Source organism: Geobacillus sp. BMUD, assembly GCF_013096845.1.
GTDB lineage: Bacteria > Bacillota > Bacilli > Bacillales > Anoxybacillaceae > Geobacillus > Geobacillus vulcani.
In genome coordinates this window covers 514,057-539,040 of sequence record NZ_SDLA01000001.1, presented here as the reverse complement: position 1 = coordinate 539,040, position 24,984 = coordinate 514,057, and the positions used below count along the sequence as shown (strand labels likewise).

The 24,984-nt window shown below is 49.2% G+C and carries 18 protein-coding genes; 3 read left to right on the top strand and 15 right to left on the bottom strand.

What is annotated here, in order from left to right:
* Nucleotides 1-124: 124 nt before the first annotated feature.
* The 3 genes from ETC05_RS02600 to gltB all read right to left on the bottom strand — a co-directional run bounded on the left by ETC05_RS02600 (nucleotide 125) and on the right by gltB (nucleotide 7,092).
* Complete coding sequence (locus ETC05_RS02600) at nucleotides 125-709, bottom strand: phosphatase PAP2 family protein (RefSeq protein WP_171660404.1); 585 nt, start codon at nucleotides 707-709, stop codon at nucleotides 125-127.
* 203 nt (nucleotides 710-912) lie between these two features.
* A complete protein-coding gene (locus tag ETC05_RS02595) occupies nucleotides 913-2,397 on the bottom strand; it encodes a glutamate synthase subunit beta (RefSeq protein ID WP_171660298.1) in 1,485 nt (494 codons plus the stop codon).
* 135 nt (nucleotides 2,398-2,532) lie between these two features.
* The gene (gene gltB, locus ETC05_RS02590; RefSeq protein WP_171660297.1) at nucleotides 2,533-7,092 is read right to left on the bottom strand and encodes a glutamate synthase large subunit; all 4,560 of its coding nucleotides are present in this window, start codon (nucleotides 7,090-7,092) and stop codon (nucleotides 2,533-2,535) included.
* Between the two features lie 126 nt (nucleotides 7,093-7,218).
* Here gltB and gltC point away from each other — a divergent pair, with 126 nt between their 5' ends.
* On the top strand, nucleotides 7,219-8,127 hold the full coding sequence (gltC, locus tag ETC05_RS02585; protein WP_171660296.1) for a glutamate biosynthesis transcriptional regulator GltC: 909 nt from the start codon (nucleotides 7,219-7,221) through the stop codon (nucleotides 8,125-8,127).
* An 80-nt stretch (nucleotides 8,128-8,207) separates the two neighbouring features.
* Here the strand turns inward: gltC and dhaM are convergent, their stop codons facing one another.
* The 4 genes from dhaM to ETC05_RS02565 form a co-directional block, all read right to left on the bottom strand.
* Nucleotides 8,208-8,600, bottom strand: a complete 393-nt coding sequence (dhaM, locus tag ETC05_RS02580) for a dihydroxyacetone kinase phosphoryl donor subunit DhaM (protein WP_031410084.1) — start codon at nucleotides 8,598-8,600, stop codon at nucleotides 8,208-8,210.
* 148 nt (nucleotides 8,601-8,748) lie between these two features.
* Nucleotides 8,749-9,363, bottom strand: coding sequence for a dihydroxyacetone kinase subunit DhaL (gene dhaL, locus ETC05_RS02575; RefSeq protein WP_031410086.1), 615 nt, complete (start codon nucleotides 9,361-9,363; stop codon nucleotides 8,749-8,751).
* An 18-nt stretch (nucleotides 9,364-9,381) separates the two neighbouring features.
* The gene (dhaK, locus tag ETC05_RS02570; protein ID WP_171660295.1) at nucleotides 9,382-10,380 is read right to left on the bottom strand and encodes a dihydroxyacetone kinase subunit DhaK; all 999 of its coding nucleotides are present in this window, start codon (nucleotides 10,378-10,380) and stop codon (nucleotides 9,382-9,384) included.
* Between the two features lie 83 nt (nucleotides 10,381-10,463).
* Nucleotides 10,464-11,450, bottom strand: a complete 987-nt coding sequence (locus ETC05_RS02565) for an NADPH:quinone oxidoreductase family protein (protein ID WP_031410090.1) — start codon at nucleotides 11,448-11,450, stop codon at nucleotides 10,464-10,466.
* Nucleotides 11,451-11,661: 211 nt separating this feature from the next.
* On the opposite strand from ETC05_RS02565, the gene ETC05_RS02560 reads away from it, so the two are divergent.
* On the top strand, nucleotides 11,662-12,231 hold the full coding sequence (locus ETC05_RS02560; protein WP_084177489.1) for a Uma2 family endonuclease: 570 nt from the start codon (nucleotides 11,662-11,664) through the stop codon (nucleotides 12,229-12,231).
* Between the two features lie 225 nt (nucleotides 12,232-12,456).
* Here ETC05_RS02560 and ETC05_RS02555 read toward each other — a convergent pair whose 3' ends face one another.
* The 8 genes from ETC05_RS02555 to ETC05_RS02520 form a co-directional block, all read right to left on the bottom strand.
* Nucleotides 12,457-13,809: an aspartate aminotransferase family protein gene (locus ETC05_RS02555; RefSeq protein ID WP_171660294.1), complete on the bottom strand. Its 1,353-nt coding sequence runs from the start codon at nucleotides 13,807-13,809 to the stop codon at nucleotides 12,457-12,459.
* Between the two features lie 30 nt (nucleotides 13,810-13,839).
* Entirely contained in the window at nucleotides 13,840-15,306 is a 1,467-nt protein-coding gene (locus ETC05_RS02550) for a CoA-acylating methylmalonate-semialdehyde dehydrogenase (protein WP_031410095.1), read from the bottom strand.
* A gap of 283 nt (nucleotides 15,307-15,589) precedes the next feature.
* Entirely contained in the window at nucleotides 15,590-17,218 is a 1,629-nt protein-coding gene (locus ETC05_RS02545; protein WP_031410097.1) for a PucR family transcriptional regulator, read from the bottom strand.
* A gap of 304 nt (nucleotides 17,219-17,522) precedes the next feature.
* Nucleotides 17,523-17,753 carry a hypothetical protein gene (locus ETC05_RS02540; protein ID WP_031410099.1) on the bottom strand — a complete coding sequence of 77 codons (231 nt, stop codon included), beginning with the start codon at nucleotides 17,751-17,753 and terminating at the stop codon, nucleotides 17,523-17,525.
* 78 nt (nucleotides 17,754-17,831) lie between these two features.
* Nucleotides 17,832-19,247, bottom strand: coding sequence for a dihydropyrimidinase (gene hydA / locus ETC05_RS02535; protein WP_031410101.1), 1,416 nt, complete (start codon nucleotides 19,245-19,247; stop codon nucleotides 17,832-17,834).
* A gap of 18 nt (nucleotides 19,248-19,265) precedes the next feature.
* The gene (gene preA, locus ETC05_RS02530; protein WP_031410103.1) at nucleotides 19,266-20,555 is read right to left on the bottom strand and encodes an NAD-dependent dihydropyrimidine dehydrogenase subunit PreA; all 1,290 of its coding nucleotides are present in this window, start codon (nucleotides 20,553-20,555) and stop codon (nucleotides 19,266-19,268) included.
* A 19-nt stretch (nucleotides 20,556-20,574) separates the two neighbouring features.
* The gene (locus ETC05_RS02525; protein WP_171660293.1) at nucleotides 20,575-21,924 is read right to left on the bottom strand and encodes an NAD(P)-dependent oxidoreductase; all 1,350 of its coding nucleotides are present in this window, start codon (nucleotides 21,922-21,924) and stop codon (nucleotides 20,575-20,577) included.
* Nucleotides 21,925-21,998: 74 nt separating this feature from the next.
* Nucleotides 21,999-22,889 carry a nitrilase-related carbon-nitrogen hydrolase gene (locus ETC05_RS02520; protein ID WP_031410106.1) on the bottom strand — a complete coding sequence of 297 codons (891 nt, stop codon included), beginning with the start codon at nucleotides 22,887-22,889 and terminating at the stop codon, nucleotides 21,999-22,001.
* Nucleotides 22,890-23,233: 344 nt separating this feature from the next.
* Between ETC05_RS02520 and ETC05_RS02515 the strand changes: the two genes are divergently transcribed.
* A complete protein-coding gene (locus ETC05_RS02515; RefSeq protein ID WP_031410108.1) occupies nucleotides 23,234-24,742 on the top strand; it encodes an NCS1 family nucleobase:cation symporter-1 in 1,509 nt (502 codons plus the stop codon).
* Nucleotides 24,743-24,984 lie beyond the last annotated feature (242 nt).

Genomic DNA, 24,984 nt, shown 5'->3' with positions numbered 1-24,984 from the left:
ACGTCATAGTATAGAAAAAGAGATTTTCTTCTCCTTTTCGACAAAATCAGACGCTAGATCAAACCGCTGAATCGGCTTCATCATCAAATCAACATAGGGCAAAACATGATTTTTTGATGATCAGCTACCAACGGCCGCCTCGATGAATCGACATCCGATAAAGAGCAAGGCAGGCCGACAAGTAAGCGCCGCCAAGCACAAACCCGCCCAGCACATCAGACGGATAATGCACTTGCAAGCTTAGCCGGCTTAAGCCGGTTAAGAGCGCCAGCACCGCAAACACGCCGTAAATGGCCGCCCGCTCCCCGCGCTTTGTGCGCGTTTGCGCCAAAAAATACGCCAAAAGCAGCAAATAAATCGTCCCGATCATCGCGTGGCCGCTCGGAAAACTGAATCCTCCGATCTCGGCATGCGGCGGGCGCTCCCGCCCAACAACATGCTTGATCCATTCATTGATGCCATACCCCCCACCAACAGCGACGACCACCAACACCATTCCATAGACATCGCGGCGGAAAAACCATAAACCAATAACAAGCATCACACTGATGATGCCTATTGTTTTCCCATTGCCGAGAAACGTAAACGGATCGAGCCATTGCCATGAATCAAACAGCTGCAGCCCACCTTCGTCAGCCGCCTTTGTCACCCCGGCTGCCACGCTTGCCCAAACAGCCAAAAAAAAGACCGCGCCGACAGCCGCTATCATCCATAACCGTCGGTTCACTCTGACTCACTCCTTGTCGATGCTTCCTCACAACCGCATCAGTCGGTTGTCCACTACGAGATCGTCAAATAGATTTGTATGGAGATGAAACCCAAAAGAAACATTGAAAGTTTCTCAATAATATTTTTACGAACAAAAGAAAAATCCTCCTTAAAAAGCAGCACTTTTTAAGGAGGAAACAACCATTACGACGGCAGCTTCGTCTCTCCCATCAGGAACCGGTCCACTTCACGGGCCGCCCCCCGGCCCTCGTGGATCGCCCAAACGATCAGGCTTTGGCCGCGGCGGGCGTCGCCGGCCGCAAACACGCCTTCAATGTTTGTCGTATATTTACCGTACGGAGCTTTCACTTTATTGTTGACCGTTTCCACACCAAACTGCTGCAACAGTGGCTGTTCAGGACCTTCGAAGCCAATCGCGATGAACACCAAATCGCACGGCCATACTTGCTCCGTCCCCGGAATTTCTTGAAAGATTGCTTTGCCGTTTTCATCAATGATTTTTTCCATTTGAACCGTATGCAGTTCTTTCACCCGGCCGTGCTCGTCGCCTACGATTTTTTTCGTTTGAATGCAATATTGGCGCGGGTCTGCCCCGAATTTCGCCTTCGCTTCCTCATACGCATAATCAAGCGTGAAAACGAGCGGATATTGCGGCCACGGGTTATCGTCTGGGCGCTTGTCCGGCAAAGCCGGGTGTTTGCCAAACTGGACGACGCTTTTGCAGCCTTGGCGCAGCGCGGTCGCCACACAGTCAGCCCCCGTGTCGCCGCCTCCGATGACGATGACACGTTTGTCCTTGGCGTCAATAAACTGACCGTCGGCAAAATTCGAATCGAGCAAACTTTTCGTGACGCTTGTTAAATAATCCATGGCAAAATGAACGCCTTCCAGTTCCCGACCTTCAATGGCCAAATCGCGCTGCTTTTGCGCCCCAACGCACAACACAACGGCATCGTATTGAGCACGCAACTCATCGGCGGTAATATCTTTGCCGACTTCGGTGTTTACAACAAAGGTGATGCCCTCTTCTTCAAGCAGCCGCACTCGCCGTTCGACGATGTCTTTTTCCAGCTTCATGTTCGGGATCCCGTACATCAACAAGCCGCCGATGCGATCGGCCCGCTCGTACACCGTCACCGAATGGCCAGCTTGGTTAAGCTGGTCGGCACAGGCGAGCCCGGCCGGGCCGGAGCCGACGATGGCCACCTTTTTTCCAGTGCGCGTTTTCGGGATGCGCGGTTTCACCCAACCTTCAGCAAACCCTTTATCAATAATGGCCCGTTCGATTCCTTTGATCGCCACCGCTGGGTCGGAAATGGCCACTGTACACGATCCTTCGCACGGCGCCGGACAGACGCGGCCCGTAAACTCTGGAAAGTTGTTCGTTTTCAAGAGCCGATCGAGCGCTTCTTTCCAACGGCCGCGGTACACCAAATCGTTCCATTCCGGAATGAAGTTGTGCACTGGGCACCCCGAGGTGAGACCGTTCAGCTCCAATCCCATATGGCAAAACGGCGTGCCGCAATCCATACAGCGAGCTCCTTGGCGCGCCAACACGTCTTCGGAAAACGGCTCTGTATATTCCTTCCAATCGTCAAGACGGGAAAGCGGGTCGCGCTTTTTTTCTTCCTCGCGAGCATATTCCATAAACCCCGTTGCTTTTCCCACGACGGTTCCCCTCCTTCTGCATCCTCTCTTCTCTCCGCTCTATCCTTCCCGCCTGTTTGGCAGCCAAAAAGCGAGCCCCGCGGCGGCGCGGGGCCGAAGCGGCGCCGCCATGCGCAGCCGACCGAAAAAGCGGGACTACTTTGCGGCCACTTGCAACATAGGAGCGTTGGCGGCAGCCGCTTTTTTCTGTTTCGCCACCGTTTCAAACGCCGCCATGGCAGCTTCATCATACGAAAGCCCGGATTGTTCGAGCGCTTGAATCGTTTCCACCATCAGTTTGTAGTTGTGCGGAATGACTTTGACAAACCGTTTCACATAAGCGTCCCATTCGTCAAGCACGAGTGAGGCCCGCGGACTCCCGGTATAGCGGAAATGGTTTTCGATCATCCGGCGGACGTCGCGAATTTCTTCCTCATTCTCGAGCCGTTCCAAGGAAACGAGTTCAAGGTTGGCTGTTTGTATCCAACTGTTTTCATCAGCAAGGACGTAGGCGATGCCCCCCGACATGCCGGCGGCGAAATTTTTGCCGACCGAGCCGAGGATGACGACACGGCCGCCGGTCATATATTCACAGCCGTGGTCGCCGACGCCCTCGACAACGGCATGGACGCCGCTGTTGCGCACGCAGAACCGCTCGCCGGCGCGGCCGCGAATATACGCCTCGCCACCCGTCGCTCCATAGAAGGCGACGTTGCCGATAATGACGTTGTCCGCTGCGGCAAACGGCGCCTCATCCGGCGGACGGACGATCACTTTGCCGCCGGAGAGTCCCTTGCCGACGTAATCGTTCGCGTCGCCGACAAGCTCGAGCGTCATCCCTTTCGGCACAAACGCCGCGAAGCTCTGCCCTGCCGATCCGGTGAAGCGGAGGCGGATCGTATCATCCGGCAATCCTTCTTCACCGTAGCGTTTCGAAATTTCGCTGCCGGTCATCGCTCCGACCGTCCGATGGACGTTGCGGATCGTAAGTTCAAGCTCAACCGGCTCCCGGCTTTCGAGCGCCGGCTGCACCGCCGGCAAAATATTCGTATAGTCAAGCGTTTCTTCCATGCGATGGGTTTGTCCTTGACCGCAAGTGCGCGGGCCGTCGACTTGGTGCAGCAGGCGCGACAAGTCGAGATGCTTCGCTTTCCAATGCGTTTTCGCCCGCTCGCTCACTTTCAGCACATCGACGCGGCCCACCATCTCGTCGATCGTGCGGAAGCCGAGCTCGGCCATGATCTCCCGCACTTCCTGAGCGACAAAATACATGAAGTTGACGACATGCTCCGGTTGGCCGGTAAATTTTTTGCGCAGCTCCGGATTTTGCGTCGCCACTCCGACCGGACATGTATCCAGATGGCAAACGCGCATCATGACGCAGCCCAACACGACGAGCGGCGCCGTCGCAAACCCAAATTCCTCGGCGCCAAACAGCGCCGCCATTACAACGTCGCGGCCGGTCATCAGTTTGCCGTCGGTTTCCAACACGACACGGTCGCGCAAGCCGTTGAGCATCAGCGTCTGGTGTGTTTCCGCCAAACCGAGCTCCCATGGAAGCCCTGCGTGCTTAATGCTCGTCTTCGGTGACGCACCCGTGCCACCGTCATAACCGCTGATGACGATGACATCGGCGTTCCCTTTCGCCACGCCGGCCGCAATCGTGCCGACACCCGCTTTGGCGACGAGCTTGACGCTGATGCGCGCGTCTTTGTTCGCGTTTTTTAAGTCGTAAATGAGCTGAGCCAAATCTTCGATCGAGTAAATGTCATGGTGCGGCGGCGGAGAAATGAGCTCTACCCCCGGCGTCGAGCCGCGCACTTTGCCGACCCACGGGTACACTTTGTTGGCCGGAAGCTGCCCGCCTTCGCCTGGTTTTGCCCCTTGGGCCATTTTAATTTGCAATTCGTCGGCGTTGACCAAATAATGACTTTTCACGCCAAAACGCCCGGAAGCGACCTGCTTGATCGCGCTGCGGCGCCAGTCGCCGTTTTCGTCCTTCACATAGCGAGCCGGGTCTTCCCCGCCTTCACCGCTGTTGCTTTTTCCACCGATCCGGTTCATGGCAATCGCCAACGCCTCATGCGCCTCTTGGCTGATCGAGCCAAACGACATCGCTCCGGTTTTGAAGCGGCGGACAATCGACTCGACCGGCTCGACTTCTTCAATCGGCACCGGCGTCCGGTTCGGATCGAAGTCGAACAAGTTGCGCAAGAACGTCAACTGTTCTTCATTGGCCAGCTTCGAATATTGCTTATAAAGATTGTAATCATTTTTCCGGCAAGCCCATTGCAACAAATGGATCGTCTTCGGATTGAACGCGTGATGTTCGCCGTTGCGCCGCCATTGCAGCTCGCTGCCGGTATCGAGCACATGATCTTCGTGCCGGGCGGCAAATGCCGCTTCATGGCGCATTTTCGCCTCTTTGGCGATTTCCTCAAGCCCGATGCCGCCAATTTGCGAGGCGGTGCCGGTGAAGTATTGATCAATGACGTCGTTGCCGATGCCAACGGCTTCAAAAATTTGGGCGCCGCGGTAGCTTTGCACCGTCGAGATGCCCATTTTTGACATCACTTTGACCACACCGTCAACAGCCGCCTTCCTATACGTGCTCACTGCGTCACGGTACGACAAGGCAATGACGCCGTTTTCGGACGCCTGGCGGATCGTCTCGAGCGCCAAGTACGGGTTAATGGCGTCCGCCCCGTAGCCGATCAGCGCCGCAAAATGATGGACTTCGCGCGCCTCGCCGCTTTCGACCAGCAGGCTGACGTTTGTGCGCGTCCCGTTCCGGATCAGGTGTTGATGAAGCCCGCTCACCGCCAGCAACACCGGAATCGCCACATGCGTCTCATCAACGCCGCGATCGGACAAAACGAGAAGCGTTGCCCCGTTCGCGATCGCTTCGTCCGCTTTGGCAAACAACTCATCCAATGCTTGCTTCAAGTCATCCGTAAACAGCGTCGGCAGCACCACACATGTAAACTCCGGATACGGATTGGCTTTTAACGCGGCCAATTCTTCGTTCGTCAATAGCGGAGTTTCCAAGCGGATGCGCCGCGCCGCTTTGGCGTCTGGATGCAAAATGTTCCCTTCTTTGCCGAGCAGCGTCATCGTTGACGTGACGACATACTCGCGAATCGCGTCAATCGGCGGGTTCGTGACTTGGGCAAACAGCTGCTTGAAGTAGTTGAACAAGCTTTGCGGCCGCTCCGACAATACGGCCAACGGGGCATCCATGCCCATGGCGCCGGTCGGGTCTTTTCCTTCCGTCGCCATCGGTAAAATCGTTTTTTCCACATCTTCAAACGTGTAGCCGAACGCTTTTTGCCGTTTGACAAGCTGCTTCGGCGCTTCGACGTCCTCCGGAATCTCCAGATCGCCAAGCGTGATCATTTGCTCATTGATCCATTGGCGATACGGCTTTTCATGAGCGATTTCTTCTTTGATTTCCTGGTCGGAGATGATGCGCCCTTGCTCCAAATCAACAAGCAACATTTTCCCCGGGCTCAGCCGTTCCTTATATAAAATGTTGTTCGGATCGATATCAATGACGCCGACTTCGGACGAGAAAACAATGTAATCGTCTTTCGTGACGTAATAGCGGGCCGGGCGCAAGCCGTTCCGGTCCAAAATGGCACCGATTTGCTTGCCGTCGGTGAACGAAATCGCCGTTGGGCCGTCCCACGGCTCCATGAGACAGCTATGATACTCGTAAAACGCCTTTTTCGCGTCATCCATTTGTTCATCCCAAAACCACGGTTCTGGAATGAGCATCATCGCCACATGGGCCGGATTACGGCCAGCAAGAACGAAAAATTCAAACGCATTGTCCAAAATCGACGAGTCGCTCCCGTTTGTATCCAAAATCGGCAACACTTTTTCTAAATCGGCGCCGAACGCTTCCGACACAAATTGCTTCTCGCGCGCCGCCATCCAGTTGACATTGCCGCGGAGCGTGTTGATCTCGCCGTTATGAATCAAATAGCGGTTCGGATGGGCCCGCTCCCAGCTCGGGAACGTGTTCGTGCTGAAGCGCGAGTGCACGAGGGCAAACGCCGAGCGGAACCGTTCATCCTGCAAATCCAAATAAAACGCATCGATTTGTTCCGGCGTAAGCAGCCCTTTATAGACAATCGTCCGGCTCGAGAAGCTCGCTATATAGCACTCGTTGTTTTCCACCCATTTTTCGAACTGTTTGCGGATGACATACAGCTTCCGTTCAAACGCCAGCTCATCGGCCGCATCATCCCCTGCCGCGACAAACACTTGACGAATGAACGGTTGGCTTTGCCGCGCCAGCTTGCCAAGCTTGGTGCCGTCAACCGGCACGGTCCGCCAGCCGAGCAGCTGTTGTCCTTCCTGGGCGATGATTTCATTTACTTTTGCTTCATAATACGCCCGTTTTTCTTCATTTTCCGGCAAAAAGAACATCCCGACCCCATAGCGCCCTTTTTCCGGCAAGTTCATCCCATTGCACACGTCTTGAAAATATTCGTGCGGAATTTGCGTCATAATGCCCGCGCCGTCGCCCGTTTCCGGATCGCTTCCCTGCCCGCCCCGATGTTCAAGCTGACGGAGCATATGGAGCGCTTTTTCGATCACATCATGCGACGCTTTTCCTTTTAAATGAGCATAAAACCCGATCCCGCACGCGTCATGTTCAAATTCCGGACGATACAGCCCTTGCGCTTTCGGTAATCCGTAGTGTTTCATGCTGCCTTCCCCTCCCGTTCCGAATTGTCTGTAATATTCATTGTAGTTTTCAAAATTAATATAAACAATATATAATTTAGATAAAATTGATCTCATTTCGCGATCAATGAAAAAGGAGAGGAGACAATGGAGTTGCGGCAGTTGCAATATTTTGTGGAAGTCGCCCGGCGCGAACATGTCTCTGAAGCCGCCGATGCCCTTCATGTCGCGCAGTCGGCGATCAGCCGGCAAATCGCCAACTTAGAAGCGGAGCTTGGCGTCCAGCTCTTTGAACGGGAAGGACGGAACGTCAAGCTCACCCCGATCGGCCGCCATTTTTTGCCGCACGCCGAAGCGGTGTTAAAAGCGGTTGAGGATGCAAAGCAACAAATTGAGGAGTATTTGGATCCGGAGCGCGGAACGATTAAAATCGGGTTCCCGACAAGCCTCGCGAGCCATATGATGCCGATGGTCATCTCCGCCTTTAAAGCGGAACACCCAAACGTCTCGTTCCATCTCCGCCAAGGATCGTACTATTATTTAATCGAAGCGGTGAAAAAGCGGGAAATTGATTTGGCCTTTCTTGGCCCCATTCCCGCGCGTGAAATTGGCATTAAAGGGGAAATTTTATTTTCCGAACCGTTTGCCGCCCTGCTGCCGAACAGCCACCCGCTCGCTCGCCGCGACCGGATCGTGTTGAACGAACTGCGCCACGACCCGTTTGTCACGTTTCCCAAAGGATACATTTTGCATCAAATTTTAATCGACGCCTGTCATCAAGCCGGGTTTTCCCCGAACATCTCCTCGGAAGGCGAGGATCTCGACGCCATTAAAGGGCTCGTCTCCGCCGGCATCGGCGTCACTCTGCTGCCGGAAAGCGCCTTGTCGGAGAGCCTCCTCCGCTACGCCGCCAAAGTGCCGATCGAAACTCCGCAAGTGAGGCGCAACGTCGGCATCATCATCTCCGACCATCACGAGCTCGCCCCGTCGGTGAAAGTGTTTTACCGGTTTGTGAAAGACTTTTTCTCCGAGCTGGAGCGGTATCAGCTTGGGTAGGAAGCCCGAAAGAAAAGGGAAGGGGAGATGCCTCTTCCCCCTCCCGCTAAACAACATGAGAGCGTTCGTTTCACCAGCTTTTATTTTGCAATTTTTACCATTTGATTCGCCGCTTCGCAAGCCTGTACGACCTCTTCCAACGGTTTTCCTAGCCCCGCCTCAACAGCGGCGATATACGCCCCTTCCACCAAGGGGGCGTCAGCGATTCGGACCCGCTCTTTTCCACCTGCCATCTCAAGAGCCAGTTCAGCGTTTAGCAGAGCGCTTCCAAGGTCGAACAAAACAACGGTCCCTTTTTCAGAATAAACCGATTCGATTGCCTCCTGTATATGAAGGGCATTCGTTCCAATTTCACCATTGTTGCCTCCCGCTGCGGCAATGCCCACGTTTGGAGCTACTTGTTCCAGCAACTTCTTCAATCCTTCGGCGATTTCTTCACTATGAGAAACTAATACAAGACTGACATGGTTCATCCATAAGCCCTCCCTATAAGGTTGGTGAAAAACCGCTGTTTTCCTTGATCAATGGGTGAACGGATGAAAATAAGGGCTGGTGCTACAAAGGTTTTCCTACTTGAGAAACGATCCCGGGAAGCGGTTGCGCGAGTCAATCACCTGCTCCCTATGACTCAACAACCTTAGCGAAAGCAATAAACAATAAGCAGCTAGACGCCGAACCAGGATCAATATGGCCGATCGAACGTTTCCCTAAATAAGCGGCACGCCCCTTTTTCGCCTCCAATGTTTTCGTTTCTTCCATTTTTTGTTGTGCCAATTGTGCTGCCTCTCTAGCAAGCAGCTGTCCTTTTTCTTGCAAAAACATCACGACTGGCTCCCACACATCAATCATTGTCTTTTCACCGACCTGTGCCTTTCCACGCGCTTTCAGCCCAGCCAACGCTTCTCCTAATGCCGCAATCCATTCTTGCTCATTTCCTTCTTGTTTACCAGCAAGGACTTGGGACATTTTTAAAAAAGCCGTCCCATATAACGGCCCTGAAGCTCCCCCAACTTTGGCAATCAAAGTCATTGCCACATCTTTCAACAGTGTTCCGAGATCTTCATAGCGATTTGAAGAAATTTTATCCACCGCTTCTTGAAATCCCCGAGCCATATTCCATCCGTGGTCGCCGTCACCGATCGCTTGATCCAACTCAGTTAAATACTGTTTCTGTTGCTGAAAAAGTTCATTCATTTGATCAATCCATGCTTTTGCTTGCTCTACGCCTAAATTCATCTTCTGCCCTCCTTCCGCTCAGCATGTCTTAAAGGCTACTGTATCAGCCGGCGAACGAAGCAAGTCGATCAGCTCGTCATCGAGCTTCAACAGCGAGATGGAGCACCCCGCCATTTCCAATGAGGTCATATACTCCCCGACAAACGTCTCATGAATACGAATCTGCTTTTCTGCTAACCGCTCAGCAACACGTTTATGAACAATATACAGCTCCATCAAAGGGGTAGCTCCGAGTCCATTGATCATGACCGCCACTTGATCTCCTTGATCGAGTTTCATATCTTCAACAATGCGAGCAAGCAATCCGTCCACAACATGCTCGGCTGGCTGAACGCTGACTTTCTCAATTCCTGGCTCCCCATGAATGCCGATTCCTACTTCCATCTCATTCTCACCTAACACAAACCCTGGCGTTCCAGCAGCCGGCACAATGCAAGGGCTGAGCGCCACCCCCATGGAACGGACTCTTTGGATGGCTTTTTTTGCTGCTGCTTCCACTTCTTCGAGCGAAGCCCCACGTTCCGCCAATGCTCCAGCAATTTTATGGACGAACACCGTTCCCGCTATCCCACGACGTCCTGTCGTAAACGTGCTGTCTTCGACCGCCACGTCATCATTTACAATCACTTTCGCGATCCGGATTCCTTCGGCCTCAGCCAATTCAGCAGCCATTTCAAAATTCATCACGTCACCGGTATAATTTTTAATGATGAGCAATACTCCATTCCCGCCATCTACGGCTTGAATAGCGGACAAAATTTGATCTGGCGTCGGCGACGTAAACACTTCCCCACAAACAGCTGCATCAAGCATTCCCTGTCCGACGTACCCGGCGTGTGCCGGCTCATGGCCGCTTCCGCCACCACTCACAATCCCAACTTTCCCCTTCACTGGAGCATCCTTCCGGACAATCACATTCGTTCCCGGAATTCGTCTCACTTGTCGAGAATGAGCAGCCACAAATCCTTCCAACATATCATCCACTACCCGTAGCGGATCATTAATCAATTTTTTCAAGATTCCTCTCCCCTTCAATCAAGAATCATAAAAACGAACCCCAAACAGAAATAGTCGGCAGGTAAAATCGAGATAGTTCCTGATCAGGCCAGCCGCACCACCATCCGGCCGCGCAGCTCCCCACGCAAAATGCGCTTAAGCGCCTGCGGCAATTCAGTGAGCGAAATCTCTTTGGCAATCCGCTCCAAATCCGGCTTCAAATCGCCAGCGAGCCGTTCCCAAATGCGAAGCCGCAAGTCCATCGGACAATAGACGGAATCGATGCCAAGCAAGCTGACGCCGCGCAAAATGAATGGGTAGACCGTTGTCGGCACGTCCGCCCCTCCCGTCAATCCGCTTACCGCCACGGCCCCGCCGTAACGGATGCGGCTTAGCACGGTCGCCAGCGTCCGGCCGCCGACCGGATCGACCGCCGCCGCCCAGCGCTGCTGATCCAGCGGGCGAATGCGCTCGGCGGTGACGTCTTCGCGCGACAACACTTTCTTGGCGCCAAGGGCGCGCAAATAATCGTGCTCGGCCGCTTTGCCTGTGCTCGCCTCTACCGTGTAGCTGCGCTTCGCGAGCATCGATACGGCCAAGCTGCCGACGCCGCCCGTCGCCCCCGTAACGAGCACCGGCCCGTGTTCCGGCGTCAGCCCGTGCTCCTCAAGCCGATGGATGGACAACGCCGCCGTGAACCCCGCCGTGCCGATCGCCATCGCTTCTTTCAACGTCAACCCTTTCGGCAATGGCACGAGCCAGTCGCCGGGCAAACGCGCATACTCGCTGTAGCCGCCAAAGTGGGTGACGCCAATCTCATAGCCGGTCGCGATCACCTCATCCCCTTCAAGGAACCGCGGATGTTGCGACGAGACGACGACTCCGGCCAAGTCAATCCCGGGCACGAACGGATACGTTTTCACAATTTTGCCGTCCGGGATCGACGCCAGCCCGTCTTTGTAGTTGACGCTTGAATAATGGACGTGAACGACGACATCCCCTTCCGGCAAATCGTCCATCGAGATCGTTTTCACCTCAGCTGTAAACTCCGTTTCCGTTTTGTTGACAACAAACGCTTGAAATGCGGACATCATTTCCTCACCCTTTCCCCATGCATTCTTCCCTCATGTCATTCGACAAACAGACGCTACATTCCTTTCTGGACCAAGAAAACCCTCACTTCGGCTTGTGGGCGTAGGCGAGTGATGAATAAACCTCTCATGAAAGTCCTCCCTACCCTTCCTTGATTTCTTTTGCTAAACTGGAAACAAACGCATCCTTAAAATGAAAGAGGGGGAAACAGTGGGCAATATCCCTGACCCGAACAAAATTTACACGTACGCTGACTGGAAAACATGGGAAGGTCGCTGGGAACTGATAAATGGAAAAGCCTATAATATGACCCCTGCTCCATCTTCGGAACATCAATTTGCAGTCGGAGAATTGTATTTTGCTTTGCGCCATTTTTTCCAAAACCAACATTGTTACGTCTTTATGGCACCGTTTGATGTATTCCTTAGCAAAAATGAAACGTATGAAACCCCTGATGACATTGTCCAACCCGATATTGTGGTGATTTGCAATAAAAAACAAATTGTCAAAAAAGGGTGTTACGGGGCGCCTGCGCTAGTTGTTGAAGTCTTGTCACCTTCAACCGCTTTAAAAGATTACAACGAAAAATTTTATACTTACCAACACTATGGCATTGCGGAATATTGGATCGTCGATACGGCTAACAAAATGGTTCATGTATACAATTTGCACGAAGGGGTCTATCAACGGCATGCCACATACGGGCAGCAAGACACGCTGCATTCCGTACAATTTAAGGACTTAGCTATTCCATTAACGTATGTATTTGAATGGAGTTAAAACGGTTCTGACCATTCAGTGTTCATGATCGATCTTTCGTCAAACAGACAGGAATCGATGATCGGGCAGACGCTCCTAAAAATCTCCCCTCCCGAAACACAAGCGCATAGGCGGAAGAACATTCTGCCCCCGCGGCAGCCGTGTCATACCGTATTTTTCCAAACAGCCGCACAAAAGCAAACAAAACGCCAGCCCGTCGACCCAAGCTGGCGTTTGTCCTTCTTCTTATTGAATGGCTGCTAACGCCTCTGTTAAGACGCGGACAAGGAGCGACAGTTCGTCATCACTGATGCACAGTGGCGGCGACAAGGTGAGCACGTTGTTATACCCGGCGACCGTCGTTCCGTTTTTGCCGATGATGACGCCATGGGCTTTGCATTGGCTGATTACCTGGTTGACGAGCGACACATCAAGCGGCTCTTTCGTCGCTCGGTCGACGACCAACTCAATGCCGACAAGCAGTCCTCTTCCGCGCACATCCCCGACGTACGGATGATCGGCCAGTTTCGTTTTCAGTGCCGAAAGCAGCCATTCGCCGGCTTCACGGGAACGGTCAAACAAGCGCTCCGTCTCCATGATTTCGATGTTTTTCAGCGCCACCGCACAAGCAGCCGGGTGGCCGCCAAATGTATTGACATGGCGGAAGTAATCGTATTCGTCCGTTCCTTTAAACGCCTCATAAATCTCTTTCCGCACCGCCGTGGCCGCCAACGGCAAGTAGGCGCTCGTAATGCCTTTGGCCATCGTAATGATATCCGGCTTAACCTCTTCATGCATGAACCCGAACGGCTTCCCGGTTCGGCCGAAACCGCAGATGACCTCATCGACAATGAGCAGGGCTCCGTGCTTTTCACATACTTCCTTGACTGCTTTCATGTATCCATCGGGCGGCATCAGCACCCCGCCGCCAGTGATGATCGGCTCCATAATCATGGCGGCAATCGTCTCACTCAGCTCCCACGTCATCACATCGTCAACCGCTTTCACGGCCCGAAGCTGACGCGGATCGTCGGCTGTGTCAGGATCGCGGTAGCGATCAGGCGGCGGCACATGGATGAAGCCCGGGGCGAGCGGCTCGTATTTGTATTTCCGTTGCGCCTGTCCGGTCGCCGCAAGCGCTCCCATCGAGTTGCCATGATACGCCCGGTAGCGGGAGACGATTTTGTATCGGTGGGGTTCTCCGCGTTGCTGATGGTATTGGCGGGCGATTTTAAACGCCGTTTCGTTCGCCTCTGACCCGCTGTTGGAAAAGAAGATGACATACTCATCGCCCAACAGTTCGCTGAGCTTTTCGCCGAGCTGGATCGCCGGCAGGTGGCTTTGCGTGAGCGGGAAATACGCCAGCGTTTTCAGCTGCTCATACGCCGCCTCCGCCAGCTCCTCGCGCCCATACCCGACGTTGACGCACCAGAGCCCGGCCATCGCATCCAAATACTGATGGCCAGCTGCATCCGTCACCCAACAGCCTTTTGCTTTGGCCGCGATCAGCGTTGCTTGTGGGTTATACGGCTTCATCGAATGCCAAACGTATCGATCGTCTTTGTCGAGCCACAGTTGGTGGGTTTGTTCAGTTCGCATGACTTATCTGCCCCTTTCACCCAACACAGGTTAAAAATCAAACCGGGAAGTAATCATCTTTTTGCGCGTGTAAAAATTCACGCCATCTTTTCCATTCACATGAAGATCACCGTAAAACGAATCTTTCCAGCCAGAGAACGGGAAAAACGCCATCGTCGCCGGCACACCGACGTTAATACCCAACATCCCCGCATCGGCCTCTTCACGGAATTTCCGGACCGCCTTCGCATCCTTTGTATAAATCGTCGCCCCGTTCCCATACCGAGACTTCCGAATATAGCTGAGCGCTTCATTTAAATCATTGGCCCTCAGCAAACTTAATACAGGGGCGAAGATCTCTTCTTTCGCGATTGTCATATCCGGGGTAACATAATCAAAAATCGTGGGACCTAAAAAATTGCCTTCGGGTCTGTCATCCATTTCCTTTCGCCCATCGCGAAGCAATACTGCTCCCTCTTCAATCCCCCTCTGAATGTAGCCTAGTACCTTTTCACGGTGAGACTGCCGAATGACCGGGGTTAATAACACTTCCGGATCCATGCCATTCCCGATAATCAATTCATCCGCTTTTTGTTTCAATCGACGGACGAACGTTTCGTTTTCCCCGACAATCACGACTACACTGCAAGCCATGCAACGCTGGCCCGCGCTTCCAAACGCTGAGTTGATCACATGTTGTACGGCCGTCTCTACATCCGCATCTGGCATGACAATATGATGATTTTTCGCCCCCGATAACGCCTGTACGCGTTTGCCTTGCGCCGCTGCCCGTTCATACACATACTTGGCCACTGGCTGTGAACCAACAAATGAAATTGCACGAATGTCTTCATGATCAATCAAGGCGTTGACCACCTCATGTGCTCCATGAACAACATTGAGTACCCCAGGAGGGGCACCTGCCTCCGTAAACAGTTCTGCTAACTTATTGGCCAAAATGGGCGTCCGTTCCGATGGCTTCAATACAAACGTATTGCCGCACACAATCGCCAACGGGAACATCCAAAGCGGCACCATCATGGGGAAGTTGAACGGAGTGATCCCTGCCACAACTCCCAACGGATAACGAAACATTTCCGAGTCAATCTCTTCGGCAATATTCGACAGCGATTCCCCCATCAGCAAAGTCGGAGCGCCGGCCGCAAACTCCACGCATTCAATCCCCCGTTGAATTTCTCCGTACGCTTCTTTATACGCTTTGCCATTTTCCTGCACGACAAGCTCCGCTAATTCCTCATGATGCTGGTTTAACAAATGATGAAATGAAAACATAATCCGCGCTCGTTTTGGAACAGGGACATCTTTCCACGTTACAAACGCTTTCTTGGCTGCTTGCACCGCTTGATCGACATCCTCTTTGGTTGAGATCGGAACACGCGCCAACACTTCCCCAGTCGCCGGGTTCGGGACTTCTAGCGTTTCTGTGCCACTCGATGCCACCCACTGTCCGCCGATATAGTTTTTGAGAACCGTTGTTTCCGGTTTGGTGATGGACATCAGATTCTCCTCCTTATCCCTATCTTTGTCCATGATCTAAATATTTTGTATTGTTACACAAAATTATCCTCCAGTTTTTGATTGCCTTCACTAGACAAAGCGTAAAAGCGATTAGCCTATTTATTCCACAATGTGACCAAATTTTGAAAATGTGCGTGCCTTGGACTGAGATTTTCATGTCGGTGGAGAGCAAAAAATTGCTCATGGATGTTTTTACGAAAGAAGTCCTCCTAGAAGCCTACGGCATCTTCTGCTTTTCGCTTCTCAGGAAGAGACTTCTTACTTACCATCTTCGCAACCGATCATGTTGCACATATTTGTTTTCCATACTTTGCGAGTGTAAATATTCATATGCCTTGATCATAAACTCAATAGCGAGCCGTTTTTCCGGATTCATAAAATCCTCTCCTAAAAGCGACTCTAGTTTTTGGATTCGATGATACAGTGTTTGCCTAACGACAAATAGTCTTTGTGCGGTTTCTTTTTTTGAACCGTTACACGCCAAATATACCTTTAACGTCTCCAGTAAATTTCCATTATACTTTTCATCATATTGAAGAACAGGCTCTAAGTATTCCATGACGACTTCATACAAATCATTGTATTTATGAATAAGAGAAATAATTCGATAGATATGCAAATCCTCATAAAAGCAGCTATTGGCTCTGCCGCCAAGATGATGTTGAATTTTGATCGTCTCTAAAGCCGTTCGATAACTTTTGTCCATATGAGAAACATTTTCGATAAATTTTCCAACCCCGACAACAAATTGAGGTAATTTCTTCTTTTGAATATAATCCGATTCAAGCAAAGAATTCAGCCCTATTTTCATTCGACTTTTCCATGTTTTCATTTCCCTGTTATTGATCATAATAAATACAATGCTGCTGTGAAAATCGACAGGAAATGTCGAAAAACCTTGTTGTTCAAAAATCGTCCGGCATAGCATTTTAAAATAAATCATGTCTAAATTCGAGCATTGCTTCATTGAAGATTTAAAACGGACAACAAGCACTGTCCCTCCTTTTGGATTTGACTCTGCCCCATACTCAGCCAAATAACTAAACACATTTTCAATGGGATGCTCTCCCTCTAGCCAGCTTTTCAACCACTCATTTTCTTCTACTCTCTTTTTTTCATCAACATACAAATCACGAAGCAGATGCTGTGCCAGCGCAGTTGCCGTGCGATCCAAAATCAGCAGGTCAAATTCGCTGATTTCCTTTCCGGTTGACACAATGGATAGCTCAGCATATTCATTCCCAAGAAATTGGATCGGTTGGGTGGCCACTCTTTTCTTGGAAGATGCGTTGTCGTCAACTATGAACTGTTCTTCCTTAAATGTTTTGCTGTATTTAGGAAATATCTCCACTTCCCTGCCGTTTATTTTAAAAATCACTTGATGTCCCGAATAGTGGTGCAATAGTTTTAAAATCTCACTATAATGGTCCATTGAAAGTAATTTTTTATTTAATTGCTGTGAATATGATTCTAGTCCGGAGATGATTTCATAGTGTTGGTTAATTAAATAAGTGTGGATGTCTTGGGTGATCTCAACGAAAGGCACTTCTTTGAGAAAGAGAATGATCGGAAAGTGATGCGCATTCGCCAAATCGATCACTTCTTGCGGAACAGAAGGAGTATGCATACCGATTTCAATACATAATCCCGAAGCGTCACAGTTGATAAGCTGTTCTACAAACGATCGAAACAGTTCCTTATTTTCCTTCCATCCTACCCCAGTAGATAAAATCAGCTCTTTTCCGTTTAACAAATGATGGATTTTCGCAACCTCGACAACATGAACCCATTTTACAGTGCGGTTGAGTCCATTATGCCCTGCAACCACTTCAACATGTTCAAAATGTTTCCGCTTTAGAATATCAGAAACCGTTAATGTAGGAGTCTTCATACACTTTGTTTCACTCCCCTTACACCAATCATGGCAATGCCATTTTAATATTAGGCAGCGTAAACGGTCGCTCCTGCTTCTATCACAAATTTTTATGTAACGGCTTGGCTATAATGGCCTTTTACGTTTCATTATACAGAAAGCAATATCATCGATCTCGTTTTATGTTATGAGATGTGACATTTATTTAGGCGATCGCGCCCTGTTTCATGAAAATCAAAGCGCCGGCCCTGCCTCTATAATGATTGAGGATATATAGAGGAGCTCGTTCCGGCGCTTATCGCGATGTGTATCGCTCTTCTCTCTATTCGTGGTGTTTTCTGAGCTGGCGGATTAATAATGACGAAAAATATTTGCGTGCATCAGCGTTTGTAATATGCAGTGTTTGGATATCTCTTGTTTCTGACAAAGAGTCTTCTTTCTCAAATTCAACAAACGATCCGCTTAAATTTTCTTTTACGCTTTTCATATAGTATCCTTGTTCAATTAAGTAATCGATCTGTTCTCGCTCACGTAGAAACTGATGGTAAGTCATCACACACCCCCCAATTCTCGTCGTCACCCGCATCCTTACCGCCAGGTACAGCTTGTTGGTGTTCAATGTTTATTTATGTTAGGACATTTTCACCACATCTTGGTTGGCCATTAGCGCCCCATATTTCGCGCGTTTAACATATTGGCCGTACCCTGGTTTCCCGACAAATTGTTTATCACGTACCACAAATTCTCCTCTACATAAAACCGACACCGGTTCCCCTGTTACTTTCATCCCTTCAAACGGATTATAATCCACAGCCATATGGTGTGTTTCGGCTGAAATCACCCGTTCAACTGTTGGATCAAAAATCACTAAATCCGCATCCGCACCGACGGCAATGGTTCCTTTCTTCGGGAATAGACCAAACAATTTGGCGATTCTTGTTGATACAATATCAACAAACTGGTTGAGAGTAATTCTCCCTTTTTTCACTCCTTCACTGAAAAGAATACTCACCCGATCCTCAATAATAGGACCGCCATTGGGGATTTTGGTAAAATCTCCCCTTCCTAATTCTTTTTGGCCTTTAAAATCAAACGAACATTGGTCAGATCCGAGTGTTTGCAGTTGGCCGTTTTTCAAGGCATTCCATAGCACTTCTTGATGCCATTTCTCACGAAGCGGCGGTGACCATACATATTTAGCACCTTCAAAATTCGGCTTTTCTAAATAGGACTGATCGAGCACCAGATACTGCGGACATGTTTCACCCCATACATTCAACCCCTTACTGCGCGCTTCAGCAATTTTCTCTACCGCTTGAGCACACGATACATGAACAACGTACAATTGCGAACCAGCAAGTTCTGTCAATTGACAGGCGCGCCCCGTCGCTTCTCCTTCCAGTTCTGGGGGTCTCGTTAATGCATGATAAATCGGATCAGTATGTCCGTCCTCTAAGGCTTTTTTCGTTAAATAGTCAATCACGTCTCCATTCTCGGCATGCACCATGACAAGCGCTCCGAGTTCTTTTGCCGCGACTAGCGTCCGATACAAGGTTCCATCATCAGCTTGAAACACATTTTTATACGCCATAAATACTTTAAAGGAGGTAATTCCTTCTTCTTCGATCACTTTTGGAAGCTCTTCAAGCACATCGTCCGTTATTTCACTGATCATCAAATGGAACCCGTAATCGATCACCGCTTTCCCCGTCGCTTTGTTATGCCAAGTTTCAATCGCTTTTTTCAGGGGCTCACCTTTATTTGTTAAGCAAAAATCAATAATGGTCGTCGTCCCGCCAAATGCAGCGGCAATCGTCCCCGACTCAAAGTCGTCTTTTGTCACAGTGCCGCCAAACGGCATATCTAAATGGGTGTGCGGATCAATGCCTCCTGGAAACACATAGCAACCTGTGGCATCAATCACTTCCGCTCCGCTCTCATCTAAATTTCTCCCGATTGCTGCAATTTTCCCATCTTGAATGAGGAGATCGGCTTCATATATATCTGTAGCGGTGACAATTGTTCCGTTTTTTACCAATTTTGCCATCATGATACCCTCCTTAATTTATAATGACTTGATATCCACACTGCAACCGCTTAGCCGGCCAAGGGCCGCTTGCCGTTCATTCCATGTCATCGGGGGATGTTCGCTTGGTACTTCGACCATCTCAATCGCTCCATCAACCGGACAGACGATGGAACATAAATTGCATCCTACACAATCTTCTTCGCGCACTTTTAAATATTCTTTTCCGTTTTCGTCTACGAGACGCTCAATGCATTGATGGGAAGCATCTTCACAAGAAATGTAGCACTTATTGCACTGAATACAGCGCTCACGATGAATTCGCGCTACAACCTTATAATTGAGGTCCAAATCTCCCCAATCAGAATACTTTGACACTGATTTCCCTACAATATCCATTACGGAAGCAATTCCTTTTTCATCAAGATAGTGATTCAACCCTTCAATCATATCCTCGATAATTCGAAACCCATGGTGCATAACTGCCGTGCATACTTGAACTCCTGTCGCTCCCATTAACATGAACTCAACGGCATCTCTCCAATTGGAGATCCCGCCAATTCCTGAAATCGGAATGCGGATACGCGGGTGTCGCGCGCATTCGGCCACCATATTTAAAGCAATCGGTTTTACTGCTGGACCGCAGTATCCCCCGTGCGCCCCCTTTCCTGCTACATGTGGAATCGTATTCCACGTATCTAAGTCCACCCCCATAAGACTATTGATGGTGTTGATCAAACTGATGGCATCTGCCCCGCCTTGGGCAGCCGCTTCAGCGGTCGCTGTAATATCGGTGATATTAGGAGTTAATTTGACAATGACAGGGGTGCGTGCCACCTCTTTGACCCAATATGTTTGTCGTTCGACCAATTCTGGCACTTGGCCTGATGCCGATCCCATCCCCCGTTCCGCCATTCCATGCGGACAGCCAAAATTGAGTTCCAACCCATCCACGCCCACATCTTCTACTCGCTTCACAATCTCATGCCATTTTTCGCGTTTGGGCTCGACCATCAAAGAAGCAACGATAGCCCGATCAGGAAAACGTTTTTTCGTCTCATAAATTTCCTTTAAATTTTCCTCAAGAGGACGATCCGTGATTAATTCAATATTGTTAAAGCCCATGACTCGTTGTCCATTAAAACTGATTGCTGCAAATCGGGACGATACATTCAAAATAGGTTCCCCCAATGTTTTCCATACCGCTCCTCCCCAACCCGCCTCAAATGCCCTTTGCACTTGATACCCCGAGTTGGTGGGAGGGGCGGAAGCGAGCCAAAATGGATTGGGGGACTTGATTCCCGCTAAGTTTATGCTTAAATCAGCCATTGCGGTTCCCTCCTCTCATTTAGGCCGTTTCGCTTACTGCCTTTGTCAAATATCGATGAATCCCATAGGCTGCTTCCTTCCCCTGCTGCGCTGCCACCACCACCATCGCTTCGCCTTTTCCTCTTTCAAAAATCACATCCCCACAAGCAAACACCTTCGGATTGGACGTTTGATAAGTTTCAGGATTCACCTTGACTACGCCATGATCATGCTCTAATCCAAAAGCTTCAATCAATTCGATATGACGCTCTTGCCCAATCGCTTTAATGACAACATCAACAGGCATAATAAATTCCGATCCCCTAACTGGAAGAGGGCGGCGACGACCATCAACGTCTGGTTCTCCCAATTCCATCCGAACGCATTCAACATGAGTAACCTGGCCCTTACTGTCGCCAATAATCCGTTTCGGTGCTGTTAGCCAACGAAATTCAACACCATCCTGTTTGGCAAACTCATACTCAAATTCATAAGCTGTCATTTCTTCTTTCGTCCGGCGATATAAAATTTTTACATTTTCCGCTCCTAGACGCACTGAACAGGTAGCTGCATCAATCGCGGTATTTCCCGCACCTATCACAACTACCCTTTTCCCCACCAGTCGATCAGTCAACGGTTTTGTTTTCGTCTCTTTAATTAACTCAATGGCATCATATACTCCGTCCAAATCTTCTCCCGGGATTCCTAACTTTGGCACTTTCCCCATGCCAGCAGCTAAAACAACAGCATCATAACATTCTAGGAGCTCGTTCACTTCAATATCCTTACCAACTCTTGTATTTGTGCGAATTTGCACACCTAAGCTTTTGATTTGACTGACTTCCCACAACGAGATATCTTGAGGGAGGCGGAAAGAAACAATTCCATACGTGTTTAGCCCGCCTGCTTGGTTCTCCGCTTCAAAAATGGTCACTTCATATCCAAGACGAGCTAGTTCTCTGGCCGATGATAATCCAGCAGGACCGCCACCAACAACCGCCACTGTTTTTCCATTTTTTCTTCCCGCTTGGAATAACACTTCTTTATTTCGGATCGCCCAATCGGTTGCATATCGCTGCAATTTTCCAATCATAATGGGTTTTGTAGAATGATTTAAAACACAAGCCCCTTCACATAATTCCTCTGTCGGACACACTCTTGCACAACTGGCGCCAACCGGGTTTGACAACATAATGGTTTTCGCTGACCCTTTTACATTCCCAGAAGCAATTTTTTTGATAAAAGCAGGGATATCAATCCCTGTCGGACAGGCTCGAATACAGGGAGCGTCATAACAGTACAAACATCGATTCGCTTCTTCCATTGCTTCTCGATCTGTCAAACCGGGCTCTACTTCTTCAAAGTTCTTTTCCAAACGTGATTGCTCCATCTCCATCCCCCTCCACGCGTCATTTTCAAAGAAAGGGAATAGAGTCATTCCCTCCTCCCCTTTCTCATTGCTTTCTATGGAATTAAAGCCGTCATTTCACTATAGGTTTCCGGACGACGATCACGGTAAAATTGCCAAGTATCGCGCACTTCCCGAATCATCTTCTTATCCATGACGCCAATCACCACTTCATCTTGATCACGGCTGCCCATGGCCACAAAGTTTCCTCTAGGATCAACCAAGTAAGACTGCCCGTAAAACTCTCCCATGTTCCACGGTGCTTCATATCCAACCCGATTGATGGCAGCCACGTAATAGCCATTGGCCACGGCATGAGCCGGTTGTTCCAGTTTCCATAAATATTCGGAGAGACCTGCTACCGTAGCGGATGGATTGAACACAATTTCAGCGCCTTTTAGTCCTAAAATCCGCGCTCCCTCGGGAAAATGACGGTCATAACAAATATAAACGCCGATCTTGGCAAATGCGGTATCAAATACCGGATAGCCTAAATTCCCAGGCTTAAAATAAAATTTCTCCCAAAATCCACAGCCCTCGTTTCCTACCCCGACATGCGGAATATGCTGTTTGCGATACTTTCCTAAGTAGGTTCCATCGGCATCAATGACAGCTGCCGTATTATAGTAAGTAGCAATTCCTTCCCTTTCATAAATCGGTAAAACGATCACCACTCCCAGCTGTTTTGCTATTTCCTGAAACATTTTGGTCGTCGGACCATTTGGAATTTCTTCCGCCGCCTCATACCATTTTGTATTTTGCTCGGCGCAGAAATACGGGCCATAGAAAATCTCTTGCAAACAGATGATTTGTGCTCCCCGATCTTTTGCCTCCTTGACAAGCTTGACATGCTTTTCAATCGCCTTTTCCTTGTGAACCTCGACCGGCTCGTCCCCATGCACATTATGAGAAGCTTGGATCAAACCAATGGTCACTTGGTCAGCCATGCTCCAATCACTCCTTCTTCATTTTATCTGGTTTCAAAATTAGGCTGAACTTTAAGAATATTCTACATAGTAAATCACCAACTTTTCATTATACACTTTGTTAAATAATAGAAAACATTGATTGTTCACTATGTAAATTTCAGCGAAATAAATATACAGCTAGACGAAGCTGTCCCTTAGGGTTGAGAACATCAAAATGTGAGGAATATTTACACATTTTACATAATGAATAGATTTCTCTTTTTCTTATTTGACAAATCGTATAATGAAAAATTTACATATTATAGATAGAATTTTCTTAAATTTCTCTTTTATACACTCGATTTTTAAAAAGGGGGATATGAATGAAAACACAAATTGAACACAATGGGATTGTGGTCTTGACGGAGGAAGCCGCACAAGAAGTCAGTGGAAGTCCTTTATGGAATGATGACTTGCGTCCAACAACAAGGCAAGAACACTCATGGAGAGGAATCAATTTTGCTACATTGTGGATTGGAATGTGTTTATGCATTCCTTCATACACCATGGCCAGCGGCATGATTGCTTTGGGAATGAACTGGTGGCAAGCTGTTGGTACCATTTTTCTGGGGAACGTGATCGTCCTTATTCCGATTTTATTAAACTCCCATGCAGGAACAAAATTCGGGATTCCTTATCCTGTGTTTGCCCGGCTTTGGTTTGGAGATAAAGGCGCCCATATTCCCACTTTAGCCCGGGCCCTTGTAGCAGCCGGATGGTTTGGAATCAATACGTGGATCGGAACAGAAGCCATTGACACATTACTTATGGCATCATTCTCTTCGTGGGGGAATTTACCGGGACATACAGCCATTGTATTTGCATTATTTTGGATCTTAAATATCAGTATTGCTTATAGGGGCCCAGAGGGCATCAAAAAGCTAAGCGCAGTGGCTGCACCTGTTGTCGGGATTTCTTCCATCATTTTGCTCATTTGGGCATTTACAAACGCCGGAGGATGGGGACCGATTTTAGAGACTCCTTCTAAGTTCGAAACAACTGGTGAATTTTTGAAAGTCTTTTTCCCTTCTTTAACTGGCGTCATCGGCTTTTGGGCCACATTGGCATTAAACATCCCTGATTTTTGCCGATACGCACAGAGTCAGAAATCACAAATGGTGGCTCAAAGTTTATCCTTACCTATTACAATGACTGTTTTTTCATTTATTGGAATTGCCGTAACCTCTGCAACCATTGTGATTTTTGGTCAAGCCATTTGGGATCCCGTGCAGCTGTTAGCTAAATTTCCCCCATTTGTCATTCTATTAGGGACTATTATTATTGTCATCTCTTCTGTAACTATTAATGTGGGTGCCAACGTGGTTGCCCCTGCCCGAGCGATCGAAAATTTATATCCGAAGCGAATTACATTTGGAATTGGCGCGATTATCACAGGACTATTCGCTATTTTATTGCAGCCGTGGTATATTATGTCCAACTTTGGAAATTATATATTCGGCTGGCTTGGCACATACGCCGCTTTGCTTGGACCCATTGACGGCATTGCTATTGCCGACTATTGGCTCGTTCGCCGAAGACAGTTGCACTTAAAAGAACTGTACAAACCGAATGGCCGTTACAATTATGCAAATGGGTTTAACAAAAACGGAGTGTACGCACTGATTGTGGGAGTCGTTATTCCTGTACTTGGTTTATTCATACCACCACTTCGTTTTCTTTGGGACAACGCGTGGACATTTGGATTGTTCATTGCAATCGGTGTCTACACCTACTTAATGAAAAACGACCAAAGCATATTAAAAGAAGGCGAGTATGAACAAATCACCCTTTTCGATTCAAAACATAACAGTCCGACAGAAATCGCAAAATAATGCATCATTTACACCTAAACAGCCTATCGATGACAGAAGGCAAGCAGTGTCACTGGTTAAACGTTGACATCGCCCTCCCACGAGGGCGCTTTCTTTTGCAGGAAGCTGCTATTTTCCCTTATCAATCCTGCAACCCAACCTTATCTACGCTTGGCATACAAACATGACAACTTTTCGAACTTTCCACAGCATCTATTATATCGACAGCGACTACGTTATATACTGACATTGAGAATGATTTC

What these genes read in the sequence shown, in the direction of transcription:
- ETC05_RS02600 (WP_171660404.1), bottom strand. Translation starts at nt 709, where the DNA reads ATGATAGCGGCTGTCGGCGCGGTCTTTTTTTTGGCTGTTTGGGCAAGC.
- gltB (WP_171660297.1), bottom strand. Translation starts at nt 7,092, where the DNA reads ATGAAACACTACGGATTACCGAAAGCGCAAGGGCTGTATCGTCCGGAA.
- gltC (WP_171660296.1), top strand. Translation starts at nt 7,219, where the DNA reads ATGGAGTTGCGGCAGTTGCAATATTTTGTGGAAGTCGCCCGGCGCGAA.
- dhaM (WP_031410084.1), bottom strand. Translation starts at nt 8,600, where the DNA reads ATGAACCATGTCAGTCTTGTATTAGTTTCTCATAGTGAAGAAATCGCC.
- dhaL (WP_031410086.1), bottom strand. Translation starts at nt 9,363, where the DNA reads ATGAATTTAGGCGTAGAGCAAGCAAAAGCATGGATTGATCAAATGAAT.
- ETC05_RS02565 (WP_031410090.1), bottom strand. Translation starts at nt 11,450, where the DNA reads ATGTCCGCATTTCAAGCGTTTGTTGTCAACAAAACGGAAACGGAGTTT.
- ETC05_RS02555 (WP_171660294.1), bottom strand. Translation starts at nt 13,809, where the DNA reads ATGCGAACTGAACAAACCCACCAACTGTGGCTCGACAAAGACGATCGA.
- ETC05_RS02550 (WP_031410095.1), bottom strand. Translation starts at nt 15,306, where the DNA reads ATGTCCATCACCAAACCGGAAACAACGGTTCTCAAAAACTATATCGGC.
- ETC05_RS02545 (WP_031410097.1), bottom strand. Translation starts at nt 17,218, where the DNA reads ATGAAGACTCCTACATTAACGGTTTCTGATATTCTAAAGCGGAAACAT.
- ETC05_RS02540 (WP_031410099.1), bottom strand. Translation starts at nt 17,753, where the DNA reads ATGACTTACCATCAGTTTCTACGTGAGCGAGAACAGATCGATTACTTA.
- hydA (WP_031410101.1), bottom strand. Translation starts at nt 19,247, where the DNA reads ATGGCAAAATTGGTAAAAAACGGAACAATTGTCACCGCTACAGATATA.
- preA (WP_031410103.1), bottom strand. Translation starts at nt 20,555, where the DNA reads ATGGCTGATTTAAGCATAAACTTAGCGGGAATCAAGTCCCCCAATCCA.
- ETC05_RS02525 (WP_171660293.1), bottom strand. Translation starts at nt 21,924, where the DNA reads ATGGAGCAATCACGTTTGGAAAAGAACTTTGAAGAAGTAGAGCCCGGT.
- ETC05_RS02520 (WP_031410106.1), bottom strand. Translation starts at nt 22,889, where the DNA reads ATGGCTGACCAAGTGACCATTGGTTTGATCCAAGCTTCTCATAATGTG.
- ETC05_RS02515 (WP_031410108.1), top strand. Translation starts at nt 23,234, where the DNA reads ATGAAAACACAAATTGAACACAATGGGATTGTGGTCTTGACGGAGGAA.